Source organism: Streptomyces sp. x-19 (assembly GCF_046549115.1).
In the GTDB taxonomy this organism is placed as follows: Bacteria; Actinomycetota; Actinomycetes; order Streptomycetales; family Streptomycetaceae; genus Streptomyces; species Streptomyces albulus_C.
In genome coordinates, this window is the sequence record NZ_JAJPWK010000022.1 from 79,887 (window position 1) to 103,823 (window position 23,937).

Annotated in this window: 22 protein-coding genes and 2 pseudogenes; 13 read left to right on the plus strand and 11 right to left on the minus strand. The window is 71.6% G+C overall.

All coding sequences use genetic code 11. The features are described 5' to 3' along the window. The first annotated feature begins 2 nt into the window (after positions 1–2). Genes ACLJT4_RS33275 through ACLJT4_RS33285 form a run of 3 tightly spaced genes read left to right on the plus strand, consistent with a single transcriptional unit; the run spans position 3 to position 2,802 of the window. Positions 3–728: a glycosyltransferase family 2 protein gene (locus ACLJT4_RS33275; RefSeq protein ID WP_411128098.1), complete on the plus strand. Its 726-nt coding sequence runs from the start codon at positions 3–5 to the stop codon at positions 726–728. Further along, the gene (locus ACLJT4_RS33280; protein ID WP_411128100.1) at positions 725–1,390 is read left to right on the plus strand and encodes a DUF2064 domain-containing protein; all 666 of its coding nucleotides are present in this window, start codon (positions 725–727) and stop codon (positions 1,388–1,390) included. The genes ACLJT4_RS33275 and ACLJT4_RS33280 overlap by 4 nt, the downstream gene beginning before the upstream one ends. After that, positions 1,387–2,802 (plus strand): glycosyltransferase 87 family protein, encoded by a 1,416-nt coding sequence (locus ACLJT4_RS33285; protein ID WP_411128102.1) that lies wholly within the window; start codon positions 1,387–1,389, stop codon positions 2,800–2,802. Before ACLJT4_RS33280 ends, ACLJT4_RS33285 begins: the two co-directional genes overlap by 4 nt. Positions 2,803–2,839: 37 nt before the next feature. Here the strand turns inward: ACLJT4_RS33285 and ACLJT4_RS33290 are convergent, their stop codons facing one another. The 3 genes from ACLJT4_RS33290 to ACLJT4_RS33300 all read right to left on the minus strand — a co-directional run bounded on the left by ACLJT4_RS33290 (position 2,840) and on the right by ACLJT4_RS33300 (position 4,721). Continuing rightward, complete coding sequence (locus ACLJT4_RS33290; protein ID WP_411128104.1) at positions 2,840–3,469, minus strand: cytochrome b/b6 domain-containing protein; 630 nt, start codon at positions 3,467–3,469, stop codon at positions 2,840–2,842. After that, positions 3,453–4,169, minus strand: coding sequence for a molybdopterin-dependent oxidoreductase (locus ACLJT4_RS33295; protein ID WP_411128106.1), 717 nt, complete (start codon positions 4,167–4,169; stop codon positions 3,453–3,455). Before ACLJT4_RS33295 ends, ACLJT4_RS33290 begins: the two co-directional genes overlap by 17 nt. A 102-nt stretch (positions 4,170–4,271) precedes the next feature. Continuing rightward, positions 4,272–4,721, minus strand: coding sequence for a GtrA family protein (locus ACLJT4_RS33300; protein ID WP_411128108.1), 450 nt, complete (start codon positions 4,719–4,721; stop codon positions 4,272–4,274). Between the two features lie 289 nt (positions 4,722–5,010). On the opposite strand from ACLJT4_RS33300, the gene ACLJT4_RS33305 reads away from it, so the two are divergent. Further along, positions 5,011–6,045: a cytotoxin leucocidin gene (locus ACLJT4_RS33305; protein WP_411128110.1), complete on the plus strand. Its 1,035-nt coding sequence runs from the start codon at positions 5,011–5,013 to the stop codon at positions 6,043–6,045. 103 nt (positions 6,046–6,148) lie between these two features. On the opposite strand, the gene ACLJT4_RS33310 is transcribed toward ACLJT4_RS33305, so the two are convergent. Beyond that, on the minus strand, positions 6,149–7,540 hold the full coding sequence (locus tag ACLJT4_RS33310) for a hypothetical protein (protein WP_411128112.1): 1,392 nt from the start codon (positions 7,538–7,540) through the stop codon (positions 6,149–6,151). A gap of 772 nt (positions 7,541–8,312) precedes the next feature. Between ACLJT4_RS33310 and ACLJT4_RS33315 the strand changes: the two are divergent. Beyond that, a pseudogene (locus ACLJT4_RS33315) lies at positions 8,313–9,236 on the plus strand (MMPL family transporter); the annotation flags it as partial. Beyond that, positions 9,154–10,254, plus strand: a complete 1,101-nt coding sequence (locus ACLJT4_RS33320; protein WP_411128192.1) for an MMPL family transporter — start codon at positions 9,154–9,156, stop codon at positions 10,252–10,254. The pseudogene ACLJT4_RS33315 and the gene ACLJT4_RS33320, both read left to right, overlap by 83 nt. 94 nt (positions 10,255–10,348) lie before the next feature. Here ACLJT4_RS33320 and ACLJT4_RS33325 read toward each other — a convergent pair whose 3' ends face one another. After that, on the minus strand, positions 10,349–10,549 hold the full coding sequence (locus ACLJT4_RS33325) for a hypothetical protein (RefSeq protein ID WP_411128114.1): 201 nt from the start codon (positions 10,547–10,549) through the stop codon (positions 10,349–10,351). A gap of 29 nt (positions 10,550–10,578) precedes the next feature. Then, complete coding sequence (locus ACLJT4_RS33330) at positions 10,579–10,830, minus strand: hypothetical protein (protein ID WP_411128116.1); 252 nt, start codon at positions 10,828–10,830, stop codon at positions 10,579–10,581. Positions 10,831–11,834: 1,004 nt separating this feature from the next. On the opposite strand from ACLJT4_RS33330, the gene ACLJT4_RS33335 reads away from it, so the two are divergent. The 4 genes from ACLJT4_RS33335 to ACLJT4_RS33350 all read left to right on the plus strand — a co-directional run bounded on the left by ACLJT4_RS33335 (position 11,835) and on the right by ACLJT4_RS33350 (position 16,950). Next, positions 11,835–12,488, plus strand: coding sequence for a response regulator transcription factor (locus ACLJT4_RS33335; protein WP_411128118.1), 654 nt, complete (start codon positions 11,835–11,837; stop codon positions 12,486–12,488). A gap of 32 nt (positions 12,489–12,520) precedes the next feature. Beyond that, positions 12,521–13,747, plus strand: coding sequence for a sensor histidine kinase (locus tag ACLJT4_RS33340; protein ID WP_411128120.1), 1,227 nt, complete (start codon positions 12,521–12,523; stop codon positions 13,745–13,747). Positions 13,748–13,785: 38 nt separating this feature from the next. After that, positions 13,786–15,060 carry a hypothetical protein gene (locus ACLJT4_RS33345; RefSeq protein ID WP_411128122.1) on the plus strand — a complete coding sequence of 425 codons (1,275 nt, stop codon included), beginning with the start codon at positions 13,786–13,788 and terminating at the stop codon, positions 15,058–15,060. Positions 15,061–15,942: 882 nt separating this feature from the next. Further along, the gene (locus tag ACLJT4_RS33350; RefSeq protein WP_411128194.1) at positions 15,943–16,950 is read left to right on the plus strand and encodes a sodium-dependent transporter; all 1,008 of its coding nucleotides are present in this window, start codon (positions 15,943–15,945) and stop codon (positions 16,948–16,950) included. Positions 16,951–17,500: 550 nt separating this feature from the next. On the opposite strand, the gene ACLJT4_RS33355 is transcribed toward ACLJT4_RS33350, so the two are convergent. After that, a complete protein-coding gene (locus tag ACLJT4_RS33355) occupies positions 17,501–17,806 on the minus strand; it encodes a DUF3703 domain-containing protein (RefSeq protein WP_411128124.1) in 306 nt (101 codons plus the stop codon). A gap of 334 nt (positions 17,807–18,140) precedes the next feature. Beyond that, positions 18,141–18,605 (minus strand): heavy metal-responsive transcriptional regulator, encoded by a 465-nt coding sequence (locus tag ACLJT4_RS33360; RefSeq protein WP_411128126.1) that lies wholly within the window; start codon positions 18,603–18,605, stop codon positions 18,141–18,143. A gap of 88 nt (positions 18,606–18,693) precedes the next feature. On the opposite strand from ACLJT4_RS33360, the gene ACLJT4_RS33365 reads away from it, so the two are divergent. After that, on the plus strand, positions 18,694–19,413 hold the full coding sequence (locus tag ACLJT4_RS33365; RefSeq protein WP_411128128.1) for a tRNA-dependent cyclodipeptide synthase: 720 nt from the start codon (positions 18,694–18,696) through the stop codon (positions 19,411–19,413). Between the two features lie 99 nt (positions 19,414–19,512). After that, positions 19,513–20,064 carry a cation transporter gene (locus tag ACLJT4_RS33370; protein ID WP_411128130.1) on the plus strand — a complete coding sequence of 184 codons (552 nt, stop codon included), beginning with the start codon at positions 19,513–19,515 and terminating at the stop codon, positions 20,062–20,064. Here the strand turns inward: ACLJT4_RS33370 and ACLJT4_RS33375 are convergent. The 3 genes and pseudogenes from ACLJT4_RS33375 to ACLJT4_RS33385 form a co-directional block, all read right to left on the minus strand. Then, positions 20,041–20,787: pseudogene (locus ACLJT4_RS33375) on the minus strand (sulfite exporter TauE/SafE family protein); the annotation flags it as partial. The gene ACLJT4_RS33370 and the pseudogene ACLJT4_RS33375 overlap by 24 nt on opposite strands. 44 nt (positions 20,788–20,831) lie before the next feature. After that, a complete protein-coding gene (locus ACLJT4_RS33380) occupies positions 20,832–21,626 on the minus strand; it encodes a hypothetical protein (RefSeq protein ID WP_411128132.1) in 795 nt (264 codons plus the stop codon). 155 nt (positions 21,627–21,781) lie between these two features. Next, positions 21,782–23,023, minus strand: coding sequence for an FAD-dependent monooxygenase (locus ACLJT4_RS33385; protein WP_411128134.1), 1,242 nt, complete (start codon positions 23,021–23,023; stop codon positions 21,782–21,784). Between the two features lie 124 nt (positions 23,024–23,147). On the opposite strand from ACLJT4_RS33385, the gene ACLJT4_RS33390 reads away from it, so the two are divergent. After that, entirely contained in the window at positions 23,148–23,852 is a 705-nt protein-coding gene (locus ACLJT4_RS33390; RefSeq protein ID WP_411128136.1) for a TetR/AcrR family transcriptional regulator C-terminal domain-containing protein, read from the plus strand. Positions 23,853–23,937: the final 85 nt, after the last annotated feature.

Below are 23,937 nucleotides of genomic sequence, written 5' to 3' on the forward strand. Positions count from 1 at the left end.
CGGTGAACGAGCCCTCCCCCTCCCGTCCGCCGGTGGACGTCGTACTGCCCTGCCTCGACGAGGCCGCGGCCCTGCCGTGGGTGCTGGACCGGATCCCGCCGGGCTGGCGGGCGATCGTCGTCGACAACGGTTCCACCGACGCCTCCGCGGACATCGCCCGCCGCCTCGGCGCCCACGTCGTCCACGAGCCGCGCCGCGGCTTCGGCGCCGCCTGCCACGCCGGCCTGACCGCCGCGACCGCCGACGTCGTCTGCTTCTGCGACTGCGACGCCTCCCTCGACCCCGAACTCCTGCCCGGGATCGCCGGTCCGGTCCTCGACGGCTCCGCCGACCTGGTCCTGGGCCGCCGCCGACCCACCACGCCCCGGGCCTGGCCGCTCCACGCCCGCCTCGCCAACGTGGAGTTGGCGCGACTGATCCGGCGGCGCACCGGACTGCGCCTGCACGACCTCGGACCGATGCGTGCCGCCCGCCGGGAGGCACTGCTCGCCCTCGCCCTGACCGACCGGCGGTCCGGCTACCCGCTGCAGATGGTGGTCCGGGCCGCGGACGCCGGCTGGCGGGTGCGCGAGGAAGACGTGCCCTACCACCCGCGCACCGGGCGCTCGAAGGTCACCGGCACCTGGCGCGGCACCTGGCAGGCGGTCCGTGACATGCGCGGGGTGCTCGCCGAGCCGCCGGCCACCGCCCCGGCGGGGACCGCGCACGCGCCCGGAGCCGGACGATGAGCGCCCGGCTCCCGGTGCCGGGACCGGGGCCGGCCACCCTCCTGGTCATCGCCAAGGAACCCGTGCCGGGCCGGGTCAAGACCCGGCTCACCCCGCCCTACACACCCCGGGAGGCGGCCGCCCTTGCCGAGGCCGCCCTCGTCGACACCCTGCACACCGTGTCCCGGGCCCCCGCCCGACGGCGCGTACTGGTCCTCGACGGCCGGCCGGGGCCCTGGCTCCCGCCGGGCTTCGACGTCCTGCCCCAGTCGCCCGGCGGCCTCGACGACCGCATCGCCGCCGCCTTCGCCCACTGCGGCCCCGGACCGGCGCTCCTGGTCGGCATGGACACCCCCCAGATGACCGCCGACCTGCTGGCGGGCGTCGGCGGGGACGACGACCACGACGCCTGGTTCGGCCCCGCGGCCGACGGCGGGTTCTGGGCGCTGGGCCTCGCCGACCCGACACGCGCCGCGGCCCTGGTGCGGGGCGTGCCGATGTCCACCGACCGCACGGGGGAGCTCCAGCGGCACCGACTGGTCGCGGCCGGACTGACGGTGCGCGACCTGCCGGTGCTGCGCGACGTGGACACCGCCGCGGACGTCGGCCCGGTCGCCGCCCGCTGCCCGGTCGGCTCGCGGTTCGCCGCCACCGTCCGCGCGCTCGCCGGCGTCGCGCGGTGAAGGGCGCCGCCCGTACCGCAACCCTCGTCACCGCCGCCCTCCTCGCCCTCCTCACCGCCGTCGTCGTCGGCACCCTCAGGGCCGGGGACAGCCAGAGCGCCCCGGGCCGCATCCTGGTCGGCTACGCCGTGGCCTGGGGCCTGTTCGCCGCCGCCGCACGTGTCGTGCGCACCGTCCCGGTGCGCGCGGCCACCCCCCTGGTCCTGGCCGGTGCCGCCGTCCTCGCACTGGCCGGGCTCGCCGCCCCACCGCGCACCAGCACCGACATGTACCGCTACGCCTGGGACGGGCGTGTCCAGGCCGCCGGGACCTCCCCCTACGCCCACCCGCCCGCGGCCCCCCAACTCGCCCCGCTGCGCGACGCGTGGCTCTTCCCCACGGCGGCCCGCCCCTGCGCCGGCTGGGGACTCACCCGTACCGACGAAGGGCTCTGCACCCGCATCAACCGCCCCACGGTCCCCACCGTCTACCCGCCGCTCGCCGAGGGCTGGTACCTCGCGGTGCACGCCCTCTCCCCGTCGGACAGCCGCCACAAGCCGCTCCAAATCGGCGGCGCCGTCGTGGCGTTCGCGACCACCCTCGCCCTGCTCACCGTGGTGCGCCGCCGTGGTGATCCCCGCCGCGCCCCGCCCCGCGCCGCCCTGTGGGCCTGGTGCCCGGCCGTGCCCTTCGAGGCGGTCAACAACGCCCACATCGACGCCCTCGGCGTCCTGTTCACCGTGCTCGCCCTCGGCACCGCCACCGCCGGCGCCCGCCGCGGCGTCCTCCTCGGTGCCGCGACCGCCGTCAAACTGCTGCCCGTCCTGACGCTGCCCGGGGCCCTGTCCGGTCAGCGCGCCGCGGCGCGGGTCGTCCGCGTCGTGGTCCCCCTCCTCGTGACCGTCGCCCTCTGCTACCTGCCGTACGTCCTGCTCTCCGGCAAGGCCGTCCTGGGCTACCTGCCCGGATACCTCCACGAAGAGGGCTACGCACCCGGCGACGTGCGCCGCTTCGTCCTGCCGCGGCTGCTGCTGCCGGACGCCGCCGCGGCCGTGACCGCCGGCGCGCTGCTCGCCGTGCTGGCCCTGTCCGTCTGGTGGCGCGGCGACCCCGCCCGCCCCTGGCGCGGCGCCCTCCTGGTGACCGGCACGGCCCTGCTGCTGTTCTCGCCGAACTACCCCTGGTACGCCCTGCTCGTCGTCGGCCTCGTCGCCCTGGACGGCCGCGTCGAGTGGCTGGCGGTCCCCCTCGCCGGCGCCGTGCTCTACCTCGGCGGGCCGACCCTGCCCGGCTTCCCCCTCCAGGCGTTGACGTACGTCCTCGCGGCCCTGGCCGTCGCGACCGGGGCCGTCCTGCGCAGCGACGCCGTCCGGCACCGGTTGCCGCGGCATCCACCGACCCGGCGGCGGGACCCGGGGCGGCCGGCCCACTGACCGCTGCCCGCCGTCCGTCCCTGCCGACCGGCTCCGTTCAGGACTCCTCGTCGCCCCACAGCGGATGCTCGCGCCGGGCCCAGGACCGCGAGGCGTAGCCGGTGCGCAGGGCGCGGCGGGCCTCCGGGTCGCGGGCGGCCAGCACCACGTGACCGAGGACGAGGGCGCCGACGAACAGCGCGGTCCAGTCGTGCACGAACGTCGCTCCGGTCCGCCACGGCACGGGCACCACACGCGGGAACCACAGGATCAGACCGGTGCCGAGGAGGACCAGGCCGGCGCCGGCGACCAGCGCCGCGTACGCCTTCTGCCCGGCGTTGAACTTCCCCGAGGGACGGCGTCGCCCCCGCAGGGCCGCCCGGATCCAGCCGCGATCGTACGGAGCGAACCGGTTCAGCCGCCCCAGGTCCGCGCGCAGGGCCCGCGAGGCCAGACCGACCAGCAACGGCACCGGCAGGGCGAGGCCCGCCCACTCGTGCACGGTGGCCACCAGCCGCCGGCGGCCGACGAGTTCGGCCAGCGGCGGCACGTACAGGCAGGCCCCGGTGACCACCAGGACGCCCATCAGCGCCGCCGTGATCCGGTGCACCCACCGTTCCGCACCGGTGAAGCGCCGCAGCCTCCCGGCGGCCCGCACCGCGGCCGCGGGCTCAGCCGACGGGGGCATCGCCGCGCCCGTTCGACCGGCCCACCCAGGCGTCCACGTCATATCCGTACCGCTCCCAATAGCCGGGCCGGACCCGGTCGGTGACCGTGATACCGGACAGCCACTTCGCCGACTTGTAGAAGTACATCGGTGCCGCGTACAGCCGGACCGGGCCGCCGTGCGCGTCGGTCACCGGTCGGTCCGCCATCTCGTAGGCGACCAGCATGTCCGGCCGCCGGGCCTGCGCCAGGGTGAGGCTCTCGCTGTACACGCCGTCGAAGCAGGTGAAGTGCACCGCCCCCGCGCCCGGTGCCACCCCGGCCGCGGCGAGCAGGTGGGACAACGACACCCCGGTGAACGGCGTCCGCGGAACCCGCCAGCCGGTGACGCACTGCACGTCCCGCACCAGCCGGGTGCGTGGCATCCGGCGCAGGTCCGCCAGCGTGTACACCGCAGGACGCGCGACGAGCCCGTCCACGGTGAGCCGGTAGTCGGCGGGCGATCGGTGCGGCACCGAGGACGCCACCGAGTAGAAGCGGAACCCACCGGCGCCGGGCAGCACGCCCGTGATGCCGGTGGGGTCCTCGTTCCGCACCGCCCCGAGCACCCGGCTCACCGCGTCCTGCACGGGCGCCCCGGCCGCCACTCCCACGGCGCCCAGACCGAGCATCCCCAGGACCAGCCGTCGTCCGACGGGCCTGTCGTGTCTCTCTTGGACCATGCGGCCCAGCAGAGCACCGTCCGGGGGCCGCCGACCAGCCCGAACGCCCCGACGTCAGCGATTCGTAAGACCCGACCGCGCCGCCCACCGGTGCCCGCGGCGTCAGCGGCGGCGTCGGAACACCAGCAGCCGCAGCACGACGAAGCGCACCACGGTCACCAGGGCGAAGCTCGGCACCAGCACCGCGACCTCGGCCGCCGTCGGGGCGGCGGGCCACAGGTGACGGAGCAGCAGGACCGCGCCCGACGTGGTCGCGTAGGCCACGACGAACAGGGCGCCCGCAGCCAGGTGCGCCCGCACGACCCGGGCGGCCGAGCCGCGGAAGGTCAGCCGCCGGTTGGCCTCGGTGTTGAGGACGGTGACGACGAGGAGGGACACGAGGTTGGCGGACAGCGGCGGCCACCAGCGCCGCAACACCCAGTACGCCAGGGCCTGGGCGACCGTCGAGGCCAGCCCGATCGCGACGAACCAGCCGACTTCCCTGCCCAGCGCGGCGCGGCCGGGCCGGGCGGAGGCAGTGGCGGTGGCGGACCGTGCGCGGGGTTTTCGCACCGCACCATGATGCGGCGGCGACGGCACGACCGGGCGCACCGCGCGGGACGGCGGTTCGCCCGTTCGACTGGTGCCGCCAGGGCACGGGCACGTCGCACCGGTCCGGCGCAACGCACTGCGCCACTTTGAAGGCTGTCCAGGCACCGGGCGCCGCGGCCGGGACCCGCACAGCCGCGGCACGGCGAGCCGGCACAGTCGGGACCAAAGCCCCTACGCGCCGAGGAAGATCGTCGGTTGCATGGCTGCCCACGACGCTTCCGTCGTTCCGCCCCCTCGGATTGGGACTTCCATGAGCCATGTCTCCCGACGGCGCCTGCTCGCCGTCGCCCCGGTCGCCGGACTCGCCGCAGCCGTTCCCGCCGCCCTCGCCACCGCCGGCACCGCGGCCGCCGCCCCCACCCGGTCGGCCGCCGCGCCGCGTGCCGCAGCGGGCGCGGCCCCGCGCACGGCGGCCGCCCGCCCACTGCAAGAGGTCACGGACGCGTGGGGGAAGTGGATGGCCGCGGAGCGCTTCCCCGGCTCCCGCGGCTGCCGGTTCACCGCCTCCACCGACTACGGAAGGCGGAGCGAGCTCGGCGCCTACCACCAGTACCAGGTCGGCGCGGAGTACCGCGGCATCACCTACGACCCCAAGGCCCCCTCGCCGGTACCGGGCCAGGTCAACTCCGTGACCACCAACTACCGCAACGGCTCGGCGGTCGAACAGGTCGTCACGTACAAGCAGAGCAAGACCACCGAGCAGGACCTGCGGATCTCGGTGACGGAGTCGTTGAAGATCGGCGTCACCGTGGAGGTCTCCGCCGAGATACCGGCCGTGGCCAAGGTCAGCGAGACCACATCGATCGAGACCAACCTCTCCTCGACGCAGGAGTTCACGCACAAGGAGACGCAGAACTGGAGCGTCGACCTGCCGCTGCGGATCCCGCCGAAGTCGCTCATCGAGGCGTCGCTCGTGGTCGGCACCCAGCAGTACGACATCGACTGGACGGCCACTGTGGACCTGGTGGGGAGCGTGGCGATCTGGTTCGAGGAGAAGGTCGACCTCAACCACGACGGTGACTACCACTGGCTCTGGTTCGTCCCCGTCGAGGAGGTGTTCCGCGACTGCCGCGCCCACGGCATCGTCGACACCGGCGGCTACGAGATCACCGCGAACGGCGTGCAGGGCTTCGCGCGGGGGAAGTTCGGCGGCGGCCAGGGCACGTCCCTCAACGTGAACGTCGTCCAGCAGGACCTCGCCGGGCGCACGCGGCGCAGCACACCGCTGACCGTTCCGGTGCCGCTCGGCCAGGACGGTGCGAAGGTGATCCACGCCGGCCGCTGACCGGCCGGCGCCTCCGCGGCAACCGCACCAACTGCCCCTGTTCCAGGAGCCGAAGGAGCCCCGCCGGTGATCCGGCGGGGCTCCCGGCGTGCGCACGGCGGGGTCAGGGGCGCTTCCCGGGGGTGCGCACGGCGCCCTGGCCGCCGGCGAGTTCCCACTCGTGGTGGAGCGGACCGAGCGGAATGCTCCGTTCGAAGACCGGTGTGCCGAAGACGTCCAGGTGCGCCCGGAGCGCGCCGGAGAGGTCGACGCCGCCGTACGCCGCCCACTTCCCGACCGCCGAAGCCGTGCCGTCCGAGGAGCCGGTGGCCGTGCCGGAGACCTCGGCGCGCAGGTACGGGGCCAGCGTGCCGGTCACGCCGACACTGCCGTACAGGCCGACGCTCGCCTCCGTGCCCAGTGCGGCCTTCACCCGGCCGGCCGCCGTCGCGGTCGCCGTCAGCGGGGTGCCGTGCAGGTCGGCCCGGGCGACCGGAGTCCAGCCCTTGGCCCGGCTGTAGGAGCCGCCGACCCGGAACTTGCCCTGCACGTCCTGTTTGACGTCGACGCTGACCTTGCCGTCGGCATCGACCTGGAGGTAGCAGGTCAGATCGAGGTTGACCACGACCGGCACCACGCCGACCAGGATGACGGGGTCGGCGTGCAGCTTGGCGAACGGCACCCGCACCGGTCGGCCGTCCGGCGTGGAGGTGGCCGCCTGGCCCTTGAGCTCCCACTGCGAGGCCCAGTCACCGGCCAGGCTCACCGACGCGGTGCCTGGGGTGCCGGTGGTGGTGCCCTTGCCGTCGTAGGAGAAGTCGACCTCGGGTGCGAGCTGCACGAAGCCCGTGGCCGAAGCGTCGACGGTGCCCGCCGACGTCTTCACCGTGGGCAACACGGCGCGCACGTCCACCCGCAGGCTGCCGAGCGGCAACTGCGCGCCCTCGGGCCCGAAACGCACCGTCCCGTTCTTCGCCCAGGACACCTTGACGTTCGGGGTGAGCGGCTCGACCCGCATCGTGGCGGGGTCGACCGGGACCTGGCCCTTCGCCGTGGCGCCGCCGAGCAGCGCGCCCAGGGTGGCGGGGGCGGTCTTGACCTCGGTGCCCCGTTCGGTGGTGCCCACCACCTCGGTCACCTTGGCCAGGGCGCCGCGGGGCGCGCCGGGTACCGGAGCGCTGGCGAGCACGTCGCCGACCGCAACCGCGGCCGGCCGGTGGGGAGCCGACCCCTTCCCGTGCTCCTCGTCCCGACCGCCGCCGTGGTCGCCGCCCTTCTCCCCCTGCCCATCGCCGCGGTCGTCCTTGCCGGTGCCCTTCGGCGGGGTGCCGGCGGCCGGCCCGGCGACGATGGCCCGGCCGCGCGCGGCGTCGAACGCGACGATTTTCAAAGGGGACTTGGCCGCCGGACGGTGGCCGGTCCCCGGTTTCGCCACGGCGCTGGGCGTCCCGGCGCCGACCGGCGCGGGGGCCACGGCGAGCGGGGCCTGCGCGTCCGTGTCCTCGACGGCGGTCACCGGCCCGGCACCGTCGGCCCTCCCTGCCGCGGTACCGGACGACCCGTTCGCACAACCGCTGACGACGAGCAGGGACGTGACGGTGAGCGCCGGTAAAACGGCGTATCTGATGGTCTTGCGCACTGTTGGTTCCTCAGGGGCGTGGCGTGGGGGTGGCCGAAGGGAGGAAGCACTCCGACCAGGCGGTTACCCGCAGGTAATGATTGGCATGATCGTGCCACGGGTCATACGCCCGCAGAGCCGAATAACCGGCCACATGGTGAGGATGTGAGCGCAATCACCTCCGCTAGGGCGCTGACCAGCGCAAAGCTGACTCGCGGGAGGTGCGATGAGGGCCCGTGGGATTTCTCTGGGACATCGGGGCGCGACGTGCGGTTCCCGCGGCCCCGGCGCCGCCTCGGCTTCCCGTGCGTCGCGCTCCTGTTTCGTGCCGTCGACGGCGCAGGCAAGGTCGAGTCGCTACGCGCAAAAGGCGGCCCCGTAGAGGCTGGTGAGAGTCCGTCAGGCCGTTTGTCGAAGCCAGGCGCTGCGGACGTTCTGCGAAGCCGGCTGCCGTCACGCCCCGCTGGCGGCATTTCCTGAAGAGCCGCAATGAACGACTGCCTCACCGGCTGGTGGGTCATCGGGCATGTCAGACGCAGGTTGCGTCCACCGAACCCCTCCCTCTGTGGCGGCAATTGACTGCCGCCTCCCCTCCACGCGCGCGCGAACGCTCCTGACCACACAGCTCCACGCGGGCCCGCCGGACATCCTGCTCCTGGCCCGCGCGAACATGTCCATCGACGGCGCCCCAGCCCGCCAAGAAGGAACGGAGCTGACCAACAGCCTGCTCAAACAGCCGGGTGTCACCAGCCTCGACTCGTACTGGACCGGCCACCGCACGCCCAAGCCGACCGCAACGGGAAGCAGCCCAAACGCTGAGCAGCCCGCCGCGTCCGACGCCTCCCAGCTCCGCTCCGCGGACGGCCGCACTGCCCTGATCGCCGTGCGCCTGGATGGCGACACCCACCAACAGCGCATCACCACCGACCGCGTCCTGCCCTACACAACCGGCCGACACGGCACCCTGCTCGTGCAGGTCACCGGCACGGCAGTCGTCAGCCGTGCGCTGGGGGAGCAGAGCGAACAGGACCTGCTCCGGACCGAGATGCTCGCACTGCCCGCCACCTTGCTGCTGCTGCTCATCTTCGGCAGCATCCCCGCAGCCTGCCTTCCCTTGGCCGTCGGCCTGGTGGCCACACCGGGCAGCGCGGCGCTGCTGCGCGCTCTCACCACGGTGACGGAGGTGTCCACCTTCGCCCTCAACGTCACCACGGCAGTGGGGCTCGCTCTTTCGACCGACTACAGCCTGTTCCTCGTCACCCGGTACCGCGAGGACATCACCGCGGGGTACACCCACGACGATGCGCTCAACCGGTGCGTCCGCACCGCAGGACGCATCGTTGTCGTCTCCGCCGCTGCCGTGGCCCTCTCACTCCTAGGACTGCTGTTCTTCCCCCTCTGCTTCCTACGCTCACTCGCCTACGCGAGCATCAGCGTGGCCATCCTGGCAGCCGCGGCGTCTTTGCTGATCGTCCCCGCCGCACTGGCCTGCTTCGGCCCTCGCATCGGCCATGGCGACGTGCTCGCCCAATGGAGACGTGGCACCAGCCCCCAGCCCGGAGCCTGGCAGCGACTGGCGCTGGCCGCCATGCGCCGCCCCGTCGCGGTCACCACAGCGTCCGTCGGACTTCTGGCGACCCTCATACTGCCCTTCCAGCACGCCGCATTCGGCTTCAGCGACGAACGAGGGCTGCCCCCCGACACCCCCGTGGCACAAGCCGCGCGCGCCCTGCACACCACCTTCCCCCATCTGGGCACGCAGATCGACGTGGTCCTCCCAGGCCGGCACCGCGCCGCTGAATCGAGCAGCCCAGACAGCACGATCACACTGGACGCCTACGCCCGGAGCCTGTCACAGCTGCCCGGCGTGCAGACAGTGCGCACAGCCACCGGTAGATACCTCAACGGTGCAAACAGCTACTCCTGCCTGCCACCCACCCGTTACCACCCCAGCCGCCGCGCCGTCCGGGTGCCCGCTGTTCCAGCGCTACCGAAGTCAGTCCGCCGTGTGGCTGTCCATCACGACCCAGAGCGACACCTATGCGCCCTCCGCAGCCGACCTGGTGCGGCGCATCCGCGCCCTGCCCGCCCCGGTGCGTCCGCTGATCGGCGGGCCGACAGCCGAATTCCTCGATACCCAAACCATCGTCTCGCAGCCCATGCCAGCCGCCCGCATTCTGGCCACCGCAGCGACGTTTCTGCTGCTCCTCGCCTACACCCGCAGCCTGTTCCTGCCGTTGAAAGCGCTCTGTCTCAACCTGCTCAGCCTCACCGCTACCTTCGGCGCGATGGTCCTCATCTTCCAGGAAGGGCACTTGCGCTGGCGGGTCCGCTTCGTTGCGCATCGGCTGGACGGACTGGCGGGTGAGCCCGGGGCCCGGCCGCCGTCGATCCTCCTCGGCCAACCACTTGCTGCCGGAGACGCTGGAGGCGTAGCGGGATGCAGGGACCGGGCCGGTCGGACGGGCGCTCGCCGAGGCGATGATCGCACTCTCCGACGTCGGGCTGATCGGCGTGCAATGGGACGCGGTCATGGCGGGCGCCCCTCACGTGGTGCTGGTTTCCCACTCGACCGTGTAGCTGTCGCCCATCGCGGAGTCCTGCCGGGGTAGGAGGAGACCGACCGTCTGATCATGGGCGGTGTCGAGGTGTTCCTGCGGGTGTATCGGGTCGGGTGATGCCGCGGTGTGGCCGCACGGCAAGTCCTCACATGCGGACCACGATCATGCCCCGCTGGTTGTTCATCAGCATGGACAGCAGTGCCACCCCGAGGCCTGCCGCCGCCAGGCCGCCCACTGCCAGCAGCATCGTGTTCTCCCGGCGCTGACGCTCGTCCGCCAATTCGGCGGCGGTGCGATCCGCGGCTGCCGTCCCTTCCGCGGTCGCTGCCTGAACCTGGGTGCTCATCGATCGGTCCTTCCTCGATCCGTTCCGTGCTACGCGGAGGGGTTGCCGTGCTGCTGGGCAGACCAGTTGGGGGCTTGGCCGCCGGCCGGGCCGGTGGACTGGTTGGGGTTGTACGGGGGCGGCACGTACTGGCCGACGATCACGCTCCGTCGCCCCTCCAACGCCTGGAAGATCGACACCGCGGCCATCACCAGCGAGGTCGCGGTCGAGATCATCATGAGCTGACGGGTGCTGAGCCTCGGCAGTGCGAAGTCGTCCAGTAGTCGCCGCGAACCCGACATTGCCCATCACCCGTCCGATCTCCGACGGCCCCGGCCGCCGACACGCCCCAGGAGCCGGCTCCCGGCCCATCGGCACCACCTTGCCGAAGGAACGCCGGACGCCCGCTGCAACGCACTCCGCCGGGTGCGAAGCTCACCCGCCCGGGCCAGCGCGGTCGTACCCGTCATGAGTTGGAGGTCGTCGACGACGCCGATCTCGATCACCGTGGGTTCACTCCGTGTGAGGGCGGTACCTCGGATCACGATCAGCGGGCACCCCCGCCACACCGGTCGGGAGAGGTACCTCAGGGAGCCTTGCGGTGCCGGTGGAGCGGCTGAGCCGCTTCCCGTGCGGCTGCGGAATCACGTCCGAATCCTGCGGGTCCTTCGATGCCGACGGGACCTCGTTGAGTCGGTCCGAAGACCATGGTGCCCTGCCTCGAGGCCAGTGGGCCGTTCGGCGTAGGCGTTCAGCAGGTGCTTAGAAGGCGCTGAATCCATCTTCCCTGCGGACCTGTTCCGCCTCAGCTACGCAGCGGCATGACGGCCGGCGGTCGCGCTGAGCGGAAGCGTTCTTTGCCGATCAGCACTCTATGCTGGCGTTTTCCGCTCGCACCTGAACAGGCCGGGGCGGGCAGCGACGCTGAACGAGTCCGTCGGCCCGTGGCTTTGGTCGGTCAGTCCTCACGCGACCGAACTCGCGGCGTCGTGGGGGCCGCCGATGGGCCGGTGGCCCTCCTGGACTCGCGGAATTTTCTGCCCAGGTTGTCCAGCACGTAGGGATGAACGCCTCACCGTGAATTCGAGCCGTGACTGATCGCAACGGTGCCGAAGGCCGAAGCTACTACATGATGTAGAACTTGGGGGGCGGGTGCCCTGTCGGACTGGGGTGGTGCGCCCGCGCAGGCCGGGTGTCGCGGCTTCAGGGTAGAGCAGGGGGTGTGGCACCAGCCGCCTTCTCCTGAACGTCAGGCGGCGGATCAGGGCAAAGGAAGAACGGGGACGGGAGGGTCTAGGGTCGGGACGTGGCTCTCATCATGGTGTGCGAAGACGACGCGGCGGTCCGCGACGTCCTCAAACGTGCCTTGGAGCACGACGGGCACACCGTCTCCGTCGCCGCCTCGGCCGACAGTCTGCTGCGGCAGCTCGCACCGGCGCCTCATCTGGTCGTCCTGGATCTCGGGCTGCCGGATGCCGACGGTCGCGACGTGTGCCTGGCCCTTCGGGCGCGCGGCGTCGATGTGCCGGTGTTGATGCTCACCGCTTTGGACGGCCTGCACCACAAGGTGGGTGGCTTCGAGGCCGGCGCCGACGACTACATGACCAAACCCTTCGATCTCCCGGAACTGCTGCTCCGCGTCCGAGCGCTGCTGCGCCGCGCCACCGTGGCGTCCGCACCGGGCGAGGTCGTCCTCGACCCGGCGAAGCACGTGGTGACCTACGACGCGGTGAGCGAGAGCCTGACCCCGACCGAGTTTCGGCTGCTAGGCCGATTGATCGCCTCGCAGGGCGACGCGGTACGCCGCCACGCTCTCATCGCCGCCGGCTGGCCGCATGGAGCGCAGGTCAGCGACAACACCCTCGACTCCTTCGTACGCCGGCTGCGGACCAAGCTCGGTCCGCTGGGGGTTGCCGAGCGTCTGGCGACCGTCCGCGGCGTGGGCTACCGATGGCAGTGACGGGATTCCGCAGGAGGGTCGTCGCGCTCACTGTGCTGATCGCCACCGCCGTGGTGGCGATTCTGGTCGTGGTCTCGCACGTGCTGCTGAGTGGGGTGACGGACGCCGACGCGCACGATCTGGCGCGAACCCGCGCCGACGCGGTCGCGGCGAACGTCACCGCCGTGGGTGGTCGCGTCGTACTGACGGAGAACAGCAGCGAGGCGCTGGACGAGGTCGCCTGGGTGTATGCCGACGGTCGCCTGATCGACGGGAACGTACCGGCAAGCGTGATCGAGCGCGTCGAGGCACTGGCACACGCACGGCGAACGCAGACGGTCACCGTCGACAACTACCTCCTGTACGCGCAGACGGTTCCGATCGACGGCCACCACGTCATGGTGATCGTCCGGGTGGACCTCACGCCCTACGAGACATCCGAGCAGCGCAGCCTGACCTTGTCGCTGGTACTGGGTGGCCTCGCGATCCTCCTCGCCGGTGGTGTCGCGCACCTCGTGGTGCGCCGCGCGCTGCGGGTCGTGCACGAGATGGCCGCGCTCGCCGACGACTGGGGCCATCACGAACCCGGGCGCCGCTTCAACCTCGGCGTCCCGCGCGACGAGTTCGGAGAACTGGGGCAGACCCTGGACGGCCTCCTGGAGCGCGTCGACAATGCGCTGGCGGACGAGCGCCGGCTCACCGATGAGATCGCCCACGAGCTGCGGACACCGCTCACGGCCCTGCGGGGCGAGGCACAGCTGGCGCAGCTGTCCGGCGAGCCGGTGGCGCCGGAGGCGGTGCTGAGCGAGGTCGACCGCCTCAACGCGGCGATTACGACGATTCTGCGCGCCGCGCGTACACGGCGAGATGCTGGGACCCGGTGCGATCTGGGCTCCGCCGCGCGGCAGGCGATCGCCGGCCGCGCGATCGAGGTCGCTCTTCCCGCCAAGGTCGATGTTGCCGTGGCGGCCGATGTTGCCGTGGCGCTGCTGTCGCCCCTGCTGGAGAACGCCCTGCGGCATGCGCGGTCGCGGGTGTGGATCACCGCGCGCATCCGGGATGAGGCGATCGTGGTCGATGTCTTGGACGACGGCCCCGGGTTCGATGCCGCGGAGGTCGACCGGGTCTTCGAAGCGGGCGTGACCGGCGGCGGCGGGTACGGGCTGGGGCTGCCAGTGGTCCGGCGCCTCGCTACCTCGGCCGGTGTGGAGGTCCGCGCGCTCGCGGACGGCCGCGGTCACGTCGAGGTGACGCTCCCGGCCGTGCGCGCGGCCACGTAGTCAGGTTGCGTGCAGGTTCCTCACGCAACTCTCCCTGCATGACAACGACAACCGCAGCACGCACGCACAGCGGGCGGCTCATGCTCAACAAGGTCCCCGAGGTCACCATCTGGTTCTGGGTGATCAAGGTCCTGTGCACCACGGTCGGTGAGAGCTTCGCCGACTGGATCAACACCCAGCTGGGCGTCGGCCTGGTGAACACGGCTTGCATCTTCACCGCGGTCCTGGTGGTGGCTCTGGCCGTCCAACTGCGGCTGAAGCGGTACGTGGCGTTCCCCTACTGGCTGACCGTGGTCGTTGTCAGCGTCACGGGCACCTTGTACACCGACATCCTGACCGACCAGCTGAACGTGCCGCTGTGGATCAGTTCCGCGGTCTTCTCGGTGCTGCTCGCGGTGGTCTTCGGCGTGTGGTGGCTGCGCGAGCGCACCCTGTCGATCCACTCGGTCACCACGCTCTCGCGGGAGTCGTTCTACTGGCTGACCGTCCTGGTCACCTTCGCGCTCGGCACCGCGACCGGCGACTGGACTCTGGAACTGACCGGCTGGAGCCCGGGCGTCTCCGTGCTGCTGCCGCTCGGCCTCATCGCGGCGATCACGGCGCTGTGGAGGTTCGGAGCGAACCCGGTGCTCTCCTTCTGGCTCGCCTACATCCTGACCCGCCCGCTGGGCGCGAACATCGGCGACTGGCTCGCCTCTCCCAAGGTCGCCCAGAACCCGGGCGACCCGACCGGACTCGCGCTGGGCACGTTCACCACCAGCCTGATCTTCCTCGGCCTGATCCTGGCCACGGTGATCTACCTGACGGTGACGCGCGCGGACGTGACCGAGACCTACGACGCGACCCACACCGCACAGGTCACCAGCAACCCGCGCAAGGAGCGCATCGCGCTTGCCGGCTTCGGTCTGCTGGCCGTCGTCACCGGGTCCCTGCTGGTCTGGGCCCACGGTCAGCCGCACGTCGGCCCGGCCCCGGAGACCGACAACACCTCCGCCGTCCAACTGCCTCCAGGCCAGGCGGTGAAGCACTTCCCGCCCGCGAAGGTCGGCGCACTGCGGACCCTCGCGTCCACCTCGCTCAAGGACGCACGCTCGGGGGACGCGGCCGGGGCCCATGCGGCCGCCCAGTCGCTGCGTGACCTGTGGGACGCCGACCAGGCATCACTGCAGCCGCTGGACGAAACCGGCTGGACCTCCCTCGACTCCCAAATGGACAAAATGCTCAAGACCTTCGGCATCGACCACCCCAACCCGCCCATGTCGCCGACGCAGCAGGAGAACGAACTGAAAGCCCTCCTCGCGGACCTGGGCTGACAGACCGCACAGCGTCCCACCACCCCGCCCGGCCGACGGACCGAGCGTGCCGGGCCGCGCCCGGAGCGCGCTACGCATGCCCTCGGCGGGTGGGTGAACGCAGACGTGGCGCTTGCTACGACTGGCGCTCGGGGTGCTCTCGTCGATCGCGATCCGCGCAGCACGCCCCCGGCCGAACGTCATGGTCAGCCGGCAACGAGGCCGTAGCGTCGGCGTACGCCGCACGCTGCGCCCACTGTGCGTTGTCCAGCATCCGGTCGTTGTCGGAGGCGGCATTGGCCAGGCTCGCGCAGGAGAGAACCAACAGCAGGCCGCCCGCCGCGAACGGCAGTCTCCGGCGGGCGGGAGGCGGCGAGAGCAGGGCCTTCACTCGCTGCGGCACCGCCCCGCCGGTAGCGGCCAGTGCCCGGGGGCGGGACATGGCAGCGGAGGCGAGTGAGGCGCGCCCGACGGCGCGGGCGACGACCCGGCGGTCGCCGACCCGCGCCGCGGCTTCCTCGTCGGCCCACCGTTCCAGGACGAAACCACCTGCGGTGGCCAGCGGCCGCAGCAGGGGGTTCAGGGCCGCGGCAAGTCGCCAAAAGCCTTGGAAGAGGTGGTGGCCTTGGCAGCGACAACTTGAACGCCTGCTGCCTGCTCGCGTTAGCTCGCTTCCCCCACGGCCAACTGCGGTCGCGTCATGTCCTTCCCGGCTACCTGAACACATCCTGACTGCCGTGTGCCGTAGGCCACCCCCACCGCCCTCGCCCGAGCACCATGGATCCATGGCCACGCACCCCTACCGCCTTCTCATACCGGCGCTCGCCCCGATCCCCTCCGCCGCCGTGGAAGAAGGCCCTCTTGCCCCATCCGCACGTCTCGTACTCGCCCACTCATCGAGCAATGGTCTGGCTGCGCCGGCGCCTTGGGCGCGCCGTCGTGGTGTCCTACACCGCCGCACTCCTCCTGCCCGGCCTCGGCCTGTGGCTGCGTCGGGAGCACACCCTGCCGCTTGGCACATCCGGGCTTCCGGTGAGCGCGGCCCCGCTACTGCTGTCCCTGGTGCTGTTCGCTGCCGGACTCCAGGTATCCGTCCGCGAACTGGGTCGCCTGCTGCGTAGGCCGACCGCCCTGCTTGCGGGGCTGGCCTTGCATCTGGTGATCCCGCTGGTGGTGATCCCCGCCGTCGCGTTCGTACTGCGCCAGTCTCCCGACACGGACGGCGGTAGCGGGCTGGTCACGGCGACGATCCTGATCGTGGCGATGCCCGTCGCCGCCGGCGCCACGGTCTGGACCGGCAAGAGCGACGGCGACCAACCCACCATGGTCGGGCTCGTCCTCGCCTCCACGCTCCTGAGCCCTCTCACCGTTCCGTTGGTCATCGGCGTCCTGACGCCGCTCCTGAGCAACAACTACGCCACCACGCTCAGTACGACCGCTGACACGACCCGCGGCGGCTTCGCCCTCGTCAGCGTGGTCCTGCCCTGTGCAGCAGGGATGCTCTGCCGACTCACCCTGCCGCCCACCTGGGGCAGTCGCGTACTGGCCGGGGTCGTGCCCGCGGCCCTGGTTGCCTCGCTCGTCCTGACCTACGTGAACGCCAGCGGTGCCCTGGGCTCCTTCTTCACGTCCCCGCGGCCCCTGCTCTTCTGCGCAGCGCTGCTCGTGGCGGCCCTGGTGTGTCTGCTGTCGTTCACGCTGGGTTGCGCAGCCGCACGCCTCCTGCGTCTGGACCCACCCGCCGCCTCGTCGCTGACGCTGGCCTGCGGCATGAACAACAGCAGCGCGAGCGCCGTGCTGCTCACCACCGCGTTGCCCGACAAGCCGCACCTGCTCCTTCCCGTCCTCGCCTACGGCCTGCTGCAGAAGACAGCTGCAAGCCGGGTCGTCGCCGCGGCCTCGCGGTCGTGAGAGAGCGGAAATTCGCGCGAACGTCACCGGCTTCGGGATGGGACGAAGGGCTGCCGCGTCGACCGCGTCGCCGCCCCGTGCCGGGTGGCGCTGCCCGACGTCCGCCCCCCGAGGGCTTCGACGTGACCCCCGCCATCGACGACGGCCGCCAGGCCGTGACCGAGCGCCGCCGCACCCGCGTGCAGCGCGCCATCGCCGCCGCGCGGCGCGAGGGCAGTGCGCTGAGCGTCGCGGCCATCGGCCGCGCCGCCGGCGGGAGCTTGCGGATAATTGCGAAACCGCAGGTCAGGATGTCATTTCAGTTAGGCCCCAGAACGGCTCTTCTCGAATTCGGGAACGCCTGGGGTGTCTTTGCAGGTCAGGCGAGTAGCAGCGCGTGCCTGATGGGACAGTGCTCCTGGCCTCCGCGCTGCGGCTTCTTGCGATAGCCGCTGGTCGGTTTGCCGACTGTGTGGGGCCGGGCAATTTGGGCGTGGTTGTCAGCTCGGCGAGCGTGAATCGGCCGCCGTTGAGTTCGGGTGCAGTGGCTTGTTGAAGGCCAGTCATCCGGTCACTGTGGTGCCTGCCCCGCGGAGTAGGCGGCAAGGCCGTCCGGGATGGGCATGGGGGTGGTGAGCCCGGCAGGTGTGCGGTCGTTGTTGTCGTCCGTGTACTTCCCGGCCGTCGAGCCGGGCGCGGCGACCGCCAGTCGTACAAGTTGTCCGAGGACCTCGATGAGGTCCTTCTCGCGGACGGCGAGGCGCGGCATCACCGCATGATGGCGGGTGTGGGGGCCGGGCCAAGCTAGGACAGGATGTGGGCCCGCTCGGCCGCCTTCCAGCGCGGCGCCGTCGGTCCCAGGGTGCGCAGTGGTCATCTCGGCGGTGAATGCCGCGAGCAGGGCGGCGCATGGGAGCGCGGTGGGACAGGAGCCGGTGGGGCGCACGGGCCCGCCGCTGGCATTGTCGTCACCGGACCCCAGTCCGCCGGTGCTACGCGGCCTTGATCATCGTCTTGCCGCAGCAGCACCTCGGGCTCTCCTGACCGGTGCAGGTTGGCGGGGTCGCCTTGGCCACGGTCAGCTGGCATCGGCAGTCCGGGTCAGGGCAGCGGTGCACCTCGCCTTCACGGAACGGCATGGCTGATCACTTCACCCATTTCGTGGGGGTATCTCCCACAAGCGTGGCTGGAAGCCTGCCCCAAGGGGAAGGTCAAGCCGTTGAGTCGCTGTGGGCGTGGGCGTGGGCGTGGGCGTGGGCGTGGGCGTGGGCGTGGGCGTGGGTGGCCTCGATGATGTGGCAGATCACGGCGGTCTCGCCTCGGTCGGCAGCCTGGTCGGCGCGGTCGCGGGCGTTCTGGAGGGTTTCGCGTAAGGCGTGGAGGTCGGCGATGCGCTGGTCGATCTCGGTGAGGTGTTCGTCGAGGAGGTCGGTGACGAGGGCGCAGGGCTGCCGGCCCTGGCGTTGGAGGTCAAGAATGCGCTTGATCTCCTTGAGGCTCAGGCCGAGGGCCTGGGCCTGGCGGATGAAGCGCAGGACGGGCAGCGCGTTGGCGGTGTAGGTGCGGTAGCCGGCGGGGGTGCGCTCGGGTGGGTCGATGAGGCCGTCGGCCTCGTACAGACGGATGGCCTTGGCGCTCAGTCCGGTCTGCTCGGCGACGCGGCCGACGGTCAGCATGTGTCCTCACCTCTGGCGGCGATCTGTCTTCCTCGTGGCAAGTGTGGGCTTGACCTTGCCCTTAGGACAAGGTTTTACGGTCCCGAGTATGAGCACAGTGGACAGGGGCGAGCCGCCGACCGCTATGGCCGTGACCCCTTTGAGCAGCGAATGTACGGCCGTGATCGATCGGGGTGAGCACGCGTGCTTCGGGGTCAGTCCGTTCAACAGCTATTTCTCCGTCGACCGGATTCGTGCCCTGGCCGCCTGGGGGCTTGGGCGCTTCGCCGACGTGCACTTTTTCGTCCCCGATGCGCCGAGCGCCTTCACGTTCGAGGCGCTGGGATATGCGCCGGAGCGGGCGGCGTGGAAGGCGCGGCGGCAGGGCCAGTACACCCGGAACAAGATCCTCACCGCGTTGAGTGGCCTGGGTGTGACGGATGCGGAGGAGCGTGTTCTGGGCTGGGCCGAGCTGGAGGGCAATGCTGCGTACGCCGGGCTGCATGCCCGCGGGCGTCGGCTCTATGAGGAGGACGAGGCGTTCCGGGCGGCGTGCCGGGAGACCAGCGCGTGGGTGCTGGCGGGAAAGATCCCCGAGGGGCAGGCGCCCGAAGAGATGCAGGTGGAGCGGGCGGTCGAGTACTTCTTGGCCGAGCTGCCCATATTCGTCGACACCGCGGCTGTCGTGGGCGCTGAGACGTCGGTCTTCTGCTACCACCAGCCGCCCGAATTCCTGCGCCGCCTGTACGGGCGCGAGTTGAGCTTGCACCCTGCGCCCGGGCAGGGCTTCGCGATCGTGCAGCCGCTCGGTACGGCGCGCTGGAACTGACTGGAACTGACGGGAACTGAACAGCGCTGTGGCCGCCGCCAGCCGCACCACACCCCTATCCGACCCCTGGGGTTACGCACAGAGAAAGCCCGACCTCGTATGACAACCAACCCCACGACCGCTGAGACATCCGGTCAGGCCGCCGAATCGACGAAGAGCCTCGACCTGTCGATCACCGGGATGACCTGCGCCTCGTGCGCGGTGCGGATCGAGCGGAAGCCGAACAAGCTGCCCGGGGTGAGCGCGTCGGTGAACTTCGCCACCGCCAGCGCACATGTCGCGTACGCGGATGGGATCACGTCGCAGGACATGATGGACGTGGTGCAGGACCTCGGGTACGAGGCCGCACTGCCCGCTCCGCGCAGCACTGCGCCGACCGTCGAGGCCGTGGGCGGCGAGGGTGGCGAGCTCGCGGGCGAGGAGGAGCGCCATGTGCGGGCGCTGCGGAAGCGGCTGCTGGCCATGGACACGCTTGTCTCCTTGGGCGTGCTGGCTGCCTGGGTGTGGAGTGTGTACGCGCTGTTCCTCGGCGGCGCCGGCGAGCCCGGGATGCAGATGACCGTCAGTGAGAGAGGCGAGTTTGCCGGAGAGTGCCCTGCTGGTACGCCGGAACACATAGCCGAGCACGGCGAACAGCGGCGCGGTCCCTAGGACGAACCCGAACATGGCCGCTGCCCCGGCGACCGGCGATCCGGCCGTGATGGCGGGCAGTTCCACGGACAGCGTCACTCCGCACGGTACGAGAACCGTGGCGAAGCCGATCAGAGCGGGAGTGGCGACCGAGTCGGTCCTGGCGCTGCGCCGCAGCAGCCGGCCGAACGAAGCCGGAGGCCGCGGCACCAGCCGGCCCACCGCCTTGACCCCGAAGAGATCCAGCGCGAACAGCACCATCAGCAGCCCGGCGCCCACCAGCATCGCCGCCTGGACGCGGGGGCTGGGCTGCAACGCGGCGCCGGAGATCCCCAGCAGGGCCCCGAGGGTCGTGTGGGAGAGCAGTTTTCCTGCCAGGAACGCCCCCACCGGTGCCAGTTGCGCGGCAGGTGTCTCGCGCGCCGGGGGCGCCGTAACGCGCTCGGCCGTGGCCGTGGCCGTGCGGCCTGCGGGCTTCGGCCGCTTCGTGGGGGATGCCGGGGCTTGGGGCTGCGGGGGTGGAGGCCCGGCGGGTGACCGCGCCGGCGAGCAGCCCCCCTTGGAGGGCGGCGCACGAGGCGCCACCGGCGAGAAGACCGGTGCTGGCACCGGTGATGAGCAAGGCGATGGACGACGACATGCGTCGTGACTCCTGATCTGCGAACGGCGCGTCCGCAGGTACGGATCGCGGACGTGCCGGGACGGACGTGAGACAGCACGGCGTCCCGCGAGGCGCGGCCTCACGGGCAGGGAGCTGTCACGTCCGCGACACGCACAACCGGTGCGGATCAGGAGGGGGGAGTGCTGGCGGCGGTGCGTTGGGCCGCGCCACCAGCGCCTCGGGTGAGCATGCCATCGACGCCGGCGCAGCCCCGAGCGTCGGAGCCGTCGGACTGTCCTGGGCGACCGTGGCCTTGGCAAACCCGCACTCCTGCTGGGCCATTGGGCACTCCGGGCCGCCGTCCGACGAACCGGTGGTCACCATCGCCGAATGCCCAGTGGCTGCCCTGGGCATGTGTGCAGCCGGTGCCTGCGTACCCGCGGTCGTGGACGAAGATGCCGGGGAGCCGGTCATACTGAATGGCCAGGGCTACCAGCCCGCCCGGCCGGCGGGCGATATGCCAGGCCAGGGACCTGCGGAAACGCTCAGTGCCGATACTGCCGTGCGGATCGGGCGGGATGACCTCATGGGACCGGCCCAATGCGCTGGCCTCCTCGTTCGCCCACGCCACGAAGTCCTCGACTCGGTCCACCAGGGTGGACACGCGCAGCGAACCGTTCCCCTTCTGCATCTTGCCCTTGCCCCAGTAGTGGGCGCGGTGGTCGAACAGCAACGCGTCGGCGGGAACGACACGTTCCAGGACACGGACCGCGTGGACGACCGGGGCGATGGCCACCCAGGGGGCCTCGCGCAGAACCCCGGCCGACAGATGGTTGCCGTCCTCGTCGCGGGCGGTCTTGTAGACGTGGCCGTAGATCATGTGCTGGGGCAGTTCGCCGCTCTCGTCCGGTTCGGGGTCGGGGCGGCAGCCGCTCCGCAGCCCCAGGACTACTGGCGGGAGGGGGTTATTCCCACCGTGCACTATTCCGTCCTTCCCGCCCACGTTGGGGCCAACGGACGGCTTCGTCGGTGAGTACCGAGAGCAGGTCTTGCTCAGTGCCGAGAGCGCCCTCTGCGGCCAAGGACCGATAGCGCACAGCTTCACCGTCGCCCTGCGAGCCGCCTGCGAGCTGGTGGTCACCGCCAGCGGCGTGCTGCCCGAGGGCCGACCCGTCCGCCCACGACGCTGAACGCCGCGGCGTTGGACAGCTCGGCCGCGTAGTCAGTCAGGTTGAGGCTGCTGATTTGCTTGCCCATCTGAAGCATCTTGTCGAGCATCCAGCGCCGGTTCAACAGCCCGTTGCGCACCCGCAGCCCGGTCGCGGTACCAGGCGCCAGGAACGGGCCGGTGCGGTCGCCGCCCTTCTGGCAGCCCCGGGCGTAGTCGCGCAGGGTGTGCTCGTAGCGGGTGAAGGCGGTGCGGTGGTCGCCGCGGGCCCGGGCCAACTCGCCAGCCAGGACGTACGCCGCCACCACGGCGGTGCCGCTGCCCATTCCGCCGATGGTGGCTCCGCAGGCGGCGTCGCCGAGCAGGGCGATCCGGCCGGTGGACCAGGCGGGGACGTCGGCCCGACTGATCGAGTCGAAATACAGCTCGGGGGCCTGCCGCAGGCTCTGCAGCAGCCGGGGCACCTCCCAGCCGAGGCATGCGAAGGCGTCCTGGATCAGCGTCTTGTGCTGCGCCACGTCGTGGCGGTCGTAACGGAGTTCGGCCGAGGCGAAGACGAAGAAGGCACCCGCCCGAGTCGGGTCGCGGTGGTCGGCGCCGACGGCGGCAAGCCGGCCGGGGACGTTGAGGCCGATTGAACCCCCAGGCAGGCCCAGGTAGTTGGGCAGCTGCCAGGTGGCCGCGTAGTAGCCGAGGTGGTGGACGTAGCGCTCCTCCGGGCCGAAGGCGAGCCGACGGACGTTGGAGTGCAGCCCGTCGGCGCCGATCACCAGGTCGAACTCGCGTGGCGTGCCGTGCCGGAAGGCCACCCGGACGCCGGTGGGCGTCTCCTCCAGGTCGGCGATCGAGTCGCCGAAGAGGTACTCGGTGCGCGGGAGGCTGCGCTGGTACAGCACTTGGGCGAGTTCCCCGCGCGGGACCTCGATGTCCCCGCCCGCGAAGTCGGCCGGCAGATGGAGGAGCTGACGGCCGCGCTGGTCGACGAAGGTTATCGGGCTTCCGCCGGTGTCGAGGGCGCGCAGCTCGTCGAGCACGCCCATCCGCTCCAGCACGGTCAGGTGGGTCTCGCCGCGGAAGTCGACCGCCTGGCCGCCGCCGCGCAGGGCGGGGGCCAGCTCGACGACGGTGGTCTCGAAGCCGTACTGCCCCAGCCAGTAGGCCAGTGCGGGGCCGGCGATGCTCGCGCCCGAGATCAGGACCTTCGTGCTCACGTGAACCACTCCATCCGAGGCTGTTCGATTAACTGTGTCCGGAGGACGCTGTTTATTGCTGTGTACGGTAGACGCAGTTAGATCGCCTCGCAAGGGCAGCCGGAAACACGAGACGGAGCGGGAATTGGGCGAGGAAGCGAACGAGGCGGTGCGGCTGCTCTGGGGACCGCCCGCCAAGCCGTCCCGGGGGCCGAAGCCCGCGCTGAGCCTGGCGCGGATCGCCGCGGCGGGCGTCGAGATCGCGGACGCCGAGGGCCTCGGCGCCGTCTCAATGCAGAAGGTCGCCGGACTGCTCGACTTCACCAAGATGTCGCTCTACCGCTACGTGCCCGGCAAGGCGGAGCTGGTCGCGCTCATGGTGGAGGCCGCGGTCAACGAACCGCTGCCAGCCGTGGACGGGCTCCGGTGGCGTGAGCAACTAATGGCCTGGGCAAAGCAGTTGGAGCGATTGTTCACCGAGCACCCGTGGTTGCTCGACGCCACCGTCGGACCGCGGGTGATGGGCCCCAAGGAACTCGGCTGGCTGGAGCGGGTGGTCGCGGCCCTGGACGGCCAGGGGCTGACCGGGCCCGAGCGGATGGACGCCGCGGTGCTGCTGGCCGGGCATGTCCGGGGCATCGCCGAGCAGGCCCGCGCGGCCCGGCCGGACGGCTCGCCCGAGGCGGAACTCCTGGCCGTCCTCGGCCCCCTGGTGCACCAGCACGCCGACCGCTTCCCCGCGCTCGCCGCGGCCATGGCCTCACAGGATGGTCGGGACCAGGCGCTGGACTTCGGCCTGGAGCGCATCCTCGATGGCCTGGAGGCCCTGATCACGCGCCGCACCGGGTAACTCGGGGAAGATCAGCCGCGACTCATTTCAAGTGGCGACTACCCGGGGGCGATCTCCCAGCCGATGCATCCTGGCCCTGACCAGC

Excerpts from the sequence above, each read along its gene's own strand:
- ACLJT4_RS33280 (WP_411128100.1), top strand. The coding sequence starts at position 725 with ATGAGCGCCCGGCTCCCGGTGCCGGGACCGGGGCCGGCCACCCTCCTG.
- ACLJT4_RS33350 (WP_411128194.1), top strand. The coding sequence starts at position 15,943 with ATGGTCTGGCTGCGCCGGCGCCTTGGGCGCGCCGTCGTGGTGTCCTAC.
- ACLJT4_RS33365 (WP_411128128.1), top strand. The coding sequence starts at position 18,694 with ATGAGCACAGTGGACAGGGGCGAGCCGCCGACCGCTATGGCCGTGACC.
- ACLJT4_RS33325 (WP_411128114.1), bottom strand. The coding sequence starts at position 10,549 with ATGAGCACCCAGGTTCAGGCAGCGACCGCGGAAGGGACGGCAGCCGCG.
- ACLJT4_RS33320 (WP_411128192.1), top strand. The coding sequence starts at position 9,154 with ATGGCGACGTGCTCGCCCAATGGAGACGTGGCACCAGCCCCCAGCCCG.
- ACLJT4_RS33305 (WP_411128110.1), top strand. The coding sequence starts at position 5,011 with ATGAGCCATGTCTCCCGACGGCGCCTGCTCGCCGTCGCCCCGGTCGCC.
- ACLJT4_RS33295 (WP_411128106.1), bottom strand. The coding sequence starts at position 4,169 with ATGGTCCAAGAGAGACACGACAGGCCCGTCGGACGACGGCTGGTCCTG.
- ACLJT4_RS33370 (WP_411128130.1), top strand. The coding sequence starts at position 19,513 with ATGACAACCAACCCCACGACCGCTGAGACATCCGGTCAGGCCGCCGAA.
- ACLJT4_RS33290 (WP_411128104.1), bottom strand. The coding sequence starts at position 3,469 with ATGCCCCCGTCGGCTGAGCCCGCGGCCGCGGTGCGGGCCGCCGGGAGG.
- ACLJT4_RS33360 (WP_411128126.1), bottom strand. The coding sequence starts at position 18,605 with ATGCTGACCGTCGGCCGCGTCGCCGAGCAGACCGGACTGAGCGCCAAG.
- ACLJT4_RS33345 (WP_411128122.1), top strand. The coding sequence starts at position 13,786 with ATGACAACGACAACCGCAGCACGCACGCACAGCGGGCGGCTCATGCTC.
- ACLJT4_RS33330 (WP_411128116.1), bottom strand. The coding sequence starts at position 10,830 with ATGTCGGGTTCGCGGCGACTACTGGACGACTTCGCACTGCCGAGGCTC.
- ACLJT4_RS33355 (WP_411128124.1), bottom strand. The coding sequence starts at position 17,806 with ATGACCACTGCGCACCCTGGGACCGACGGCGCCGCGCTGGAAGGCGGC.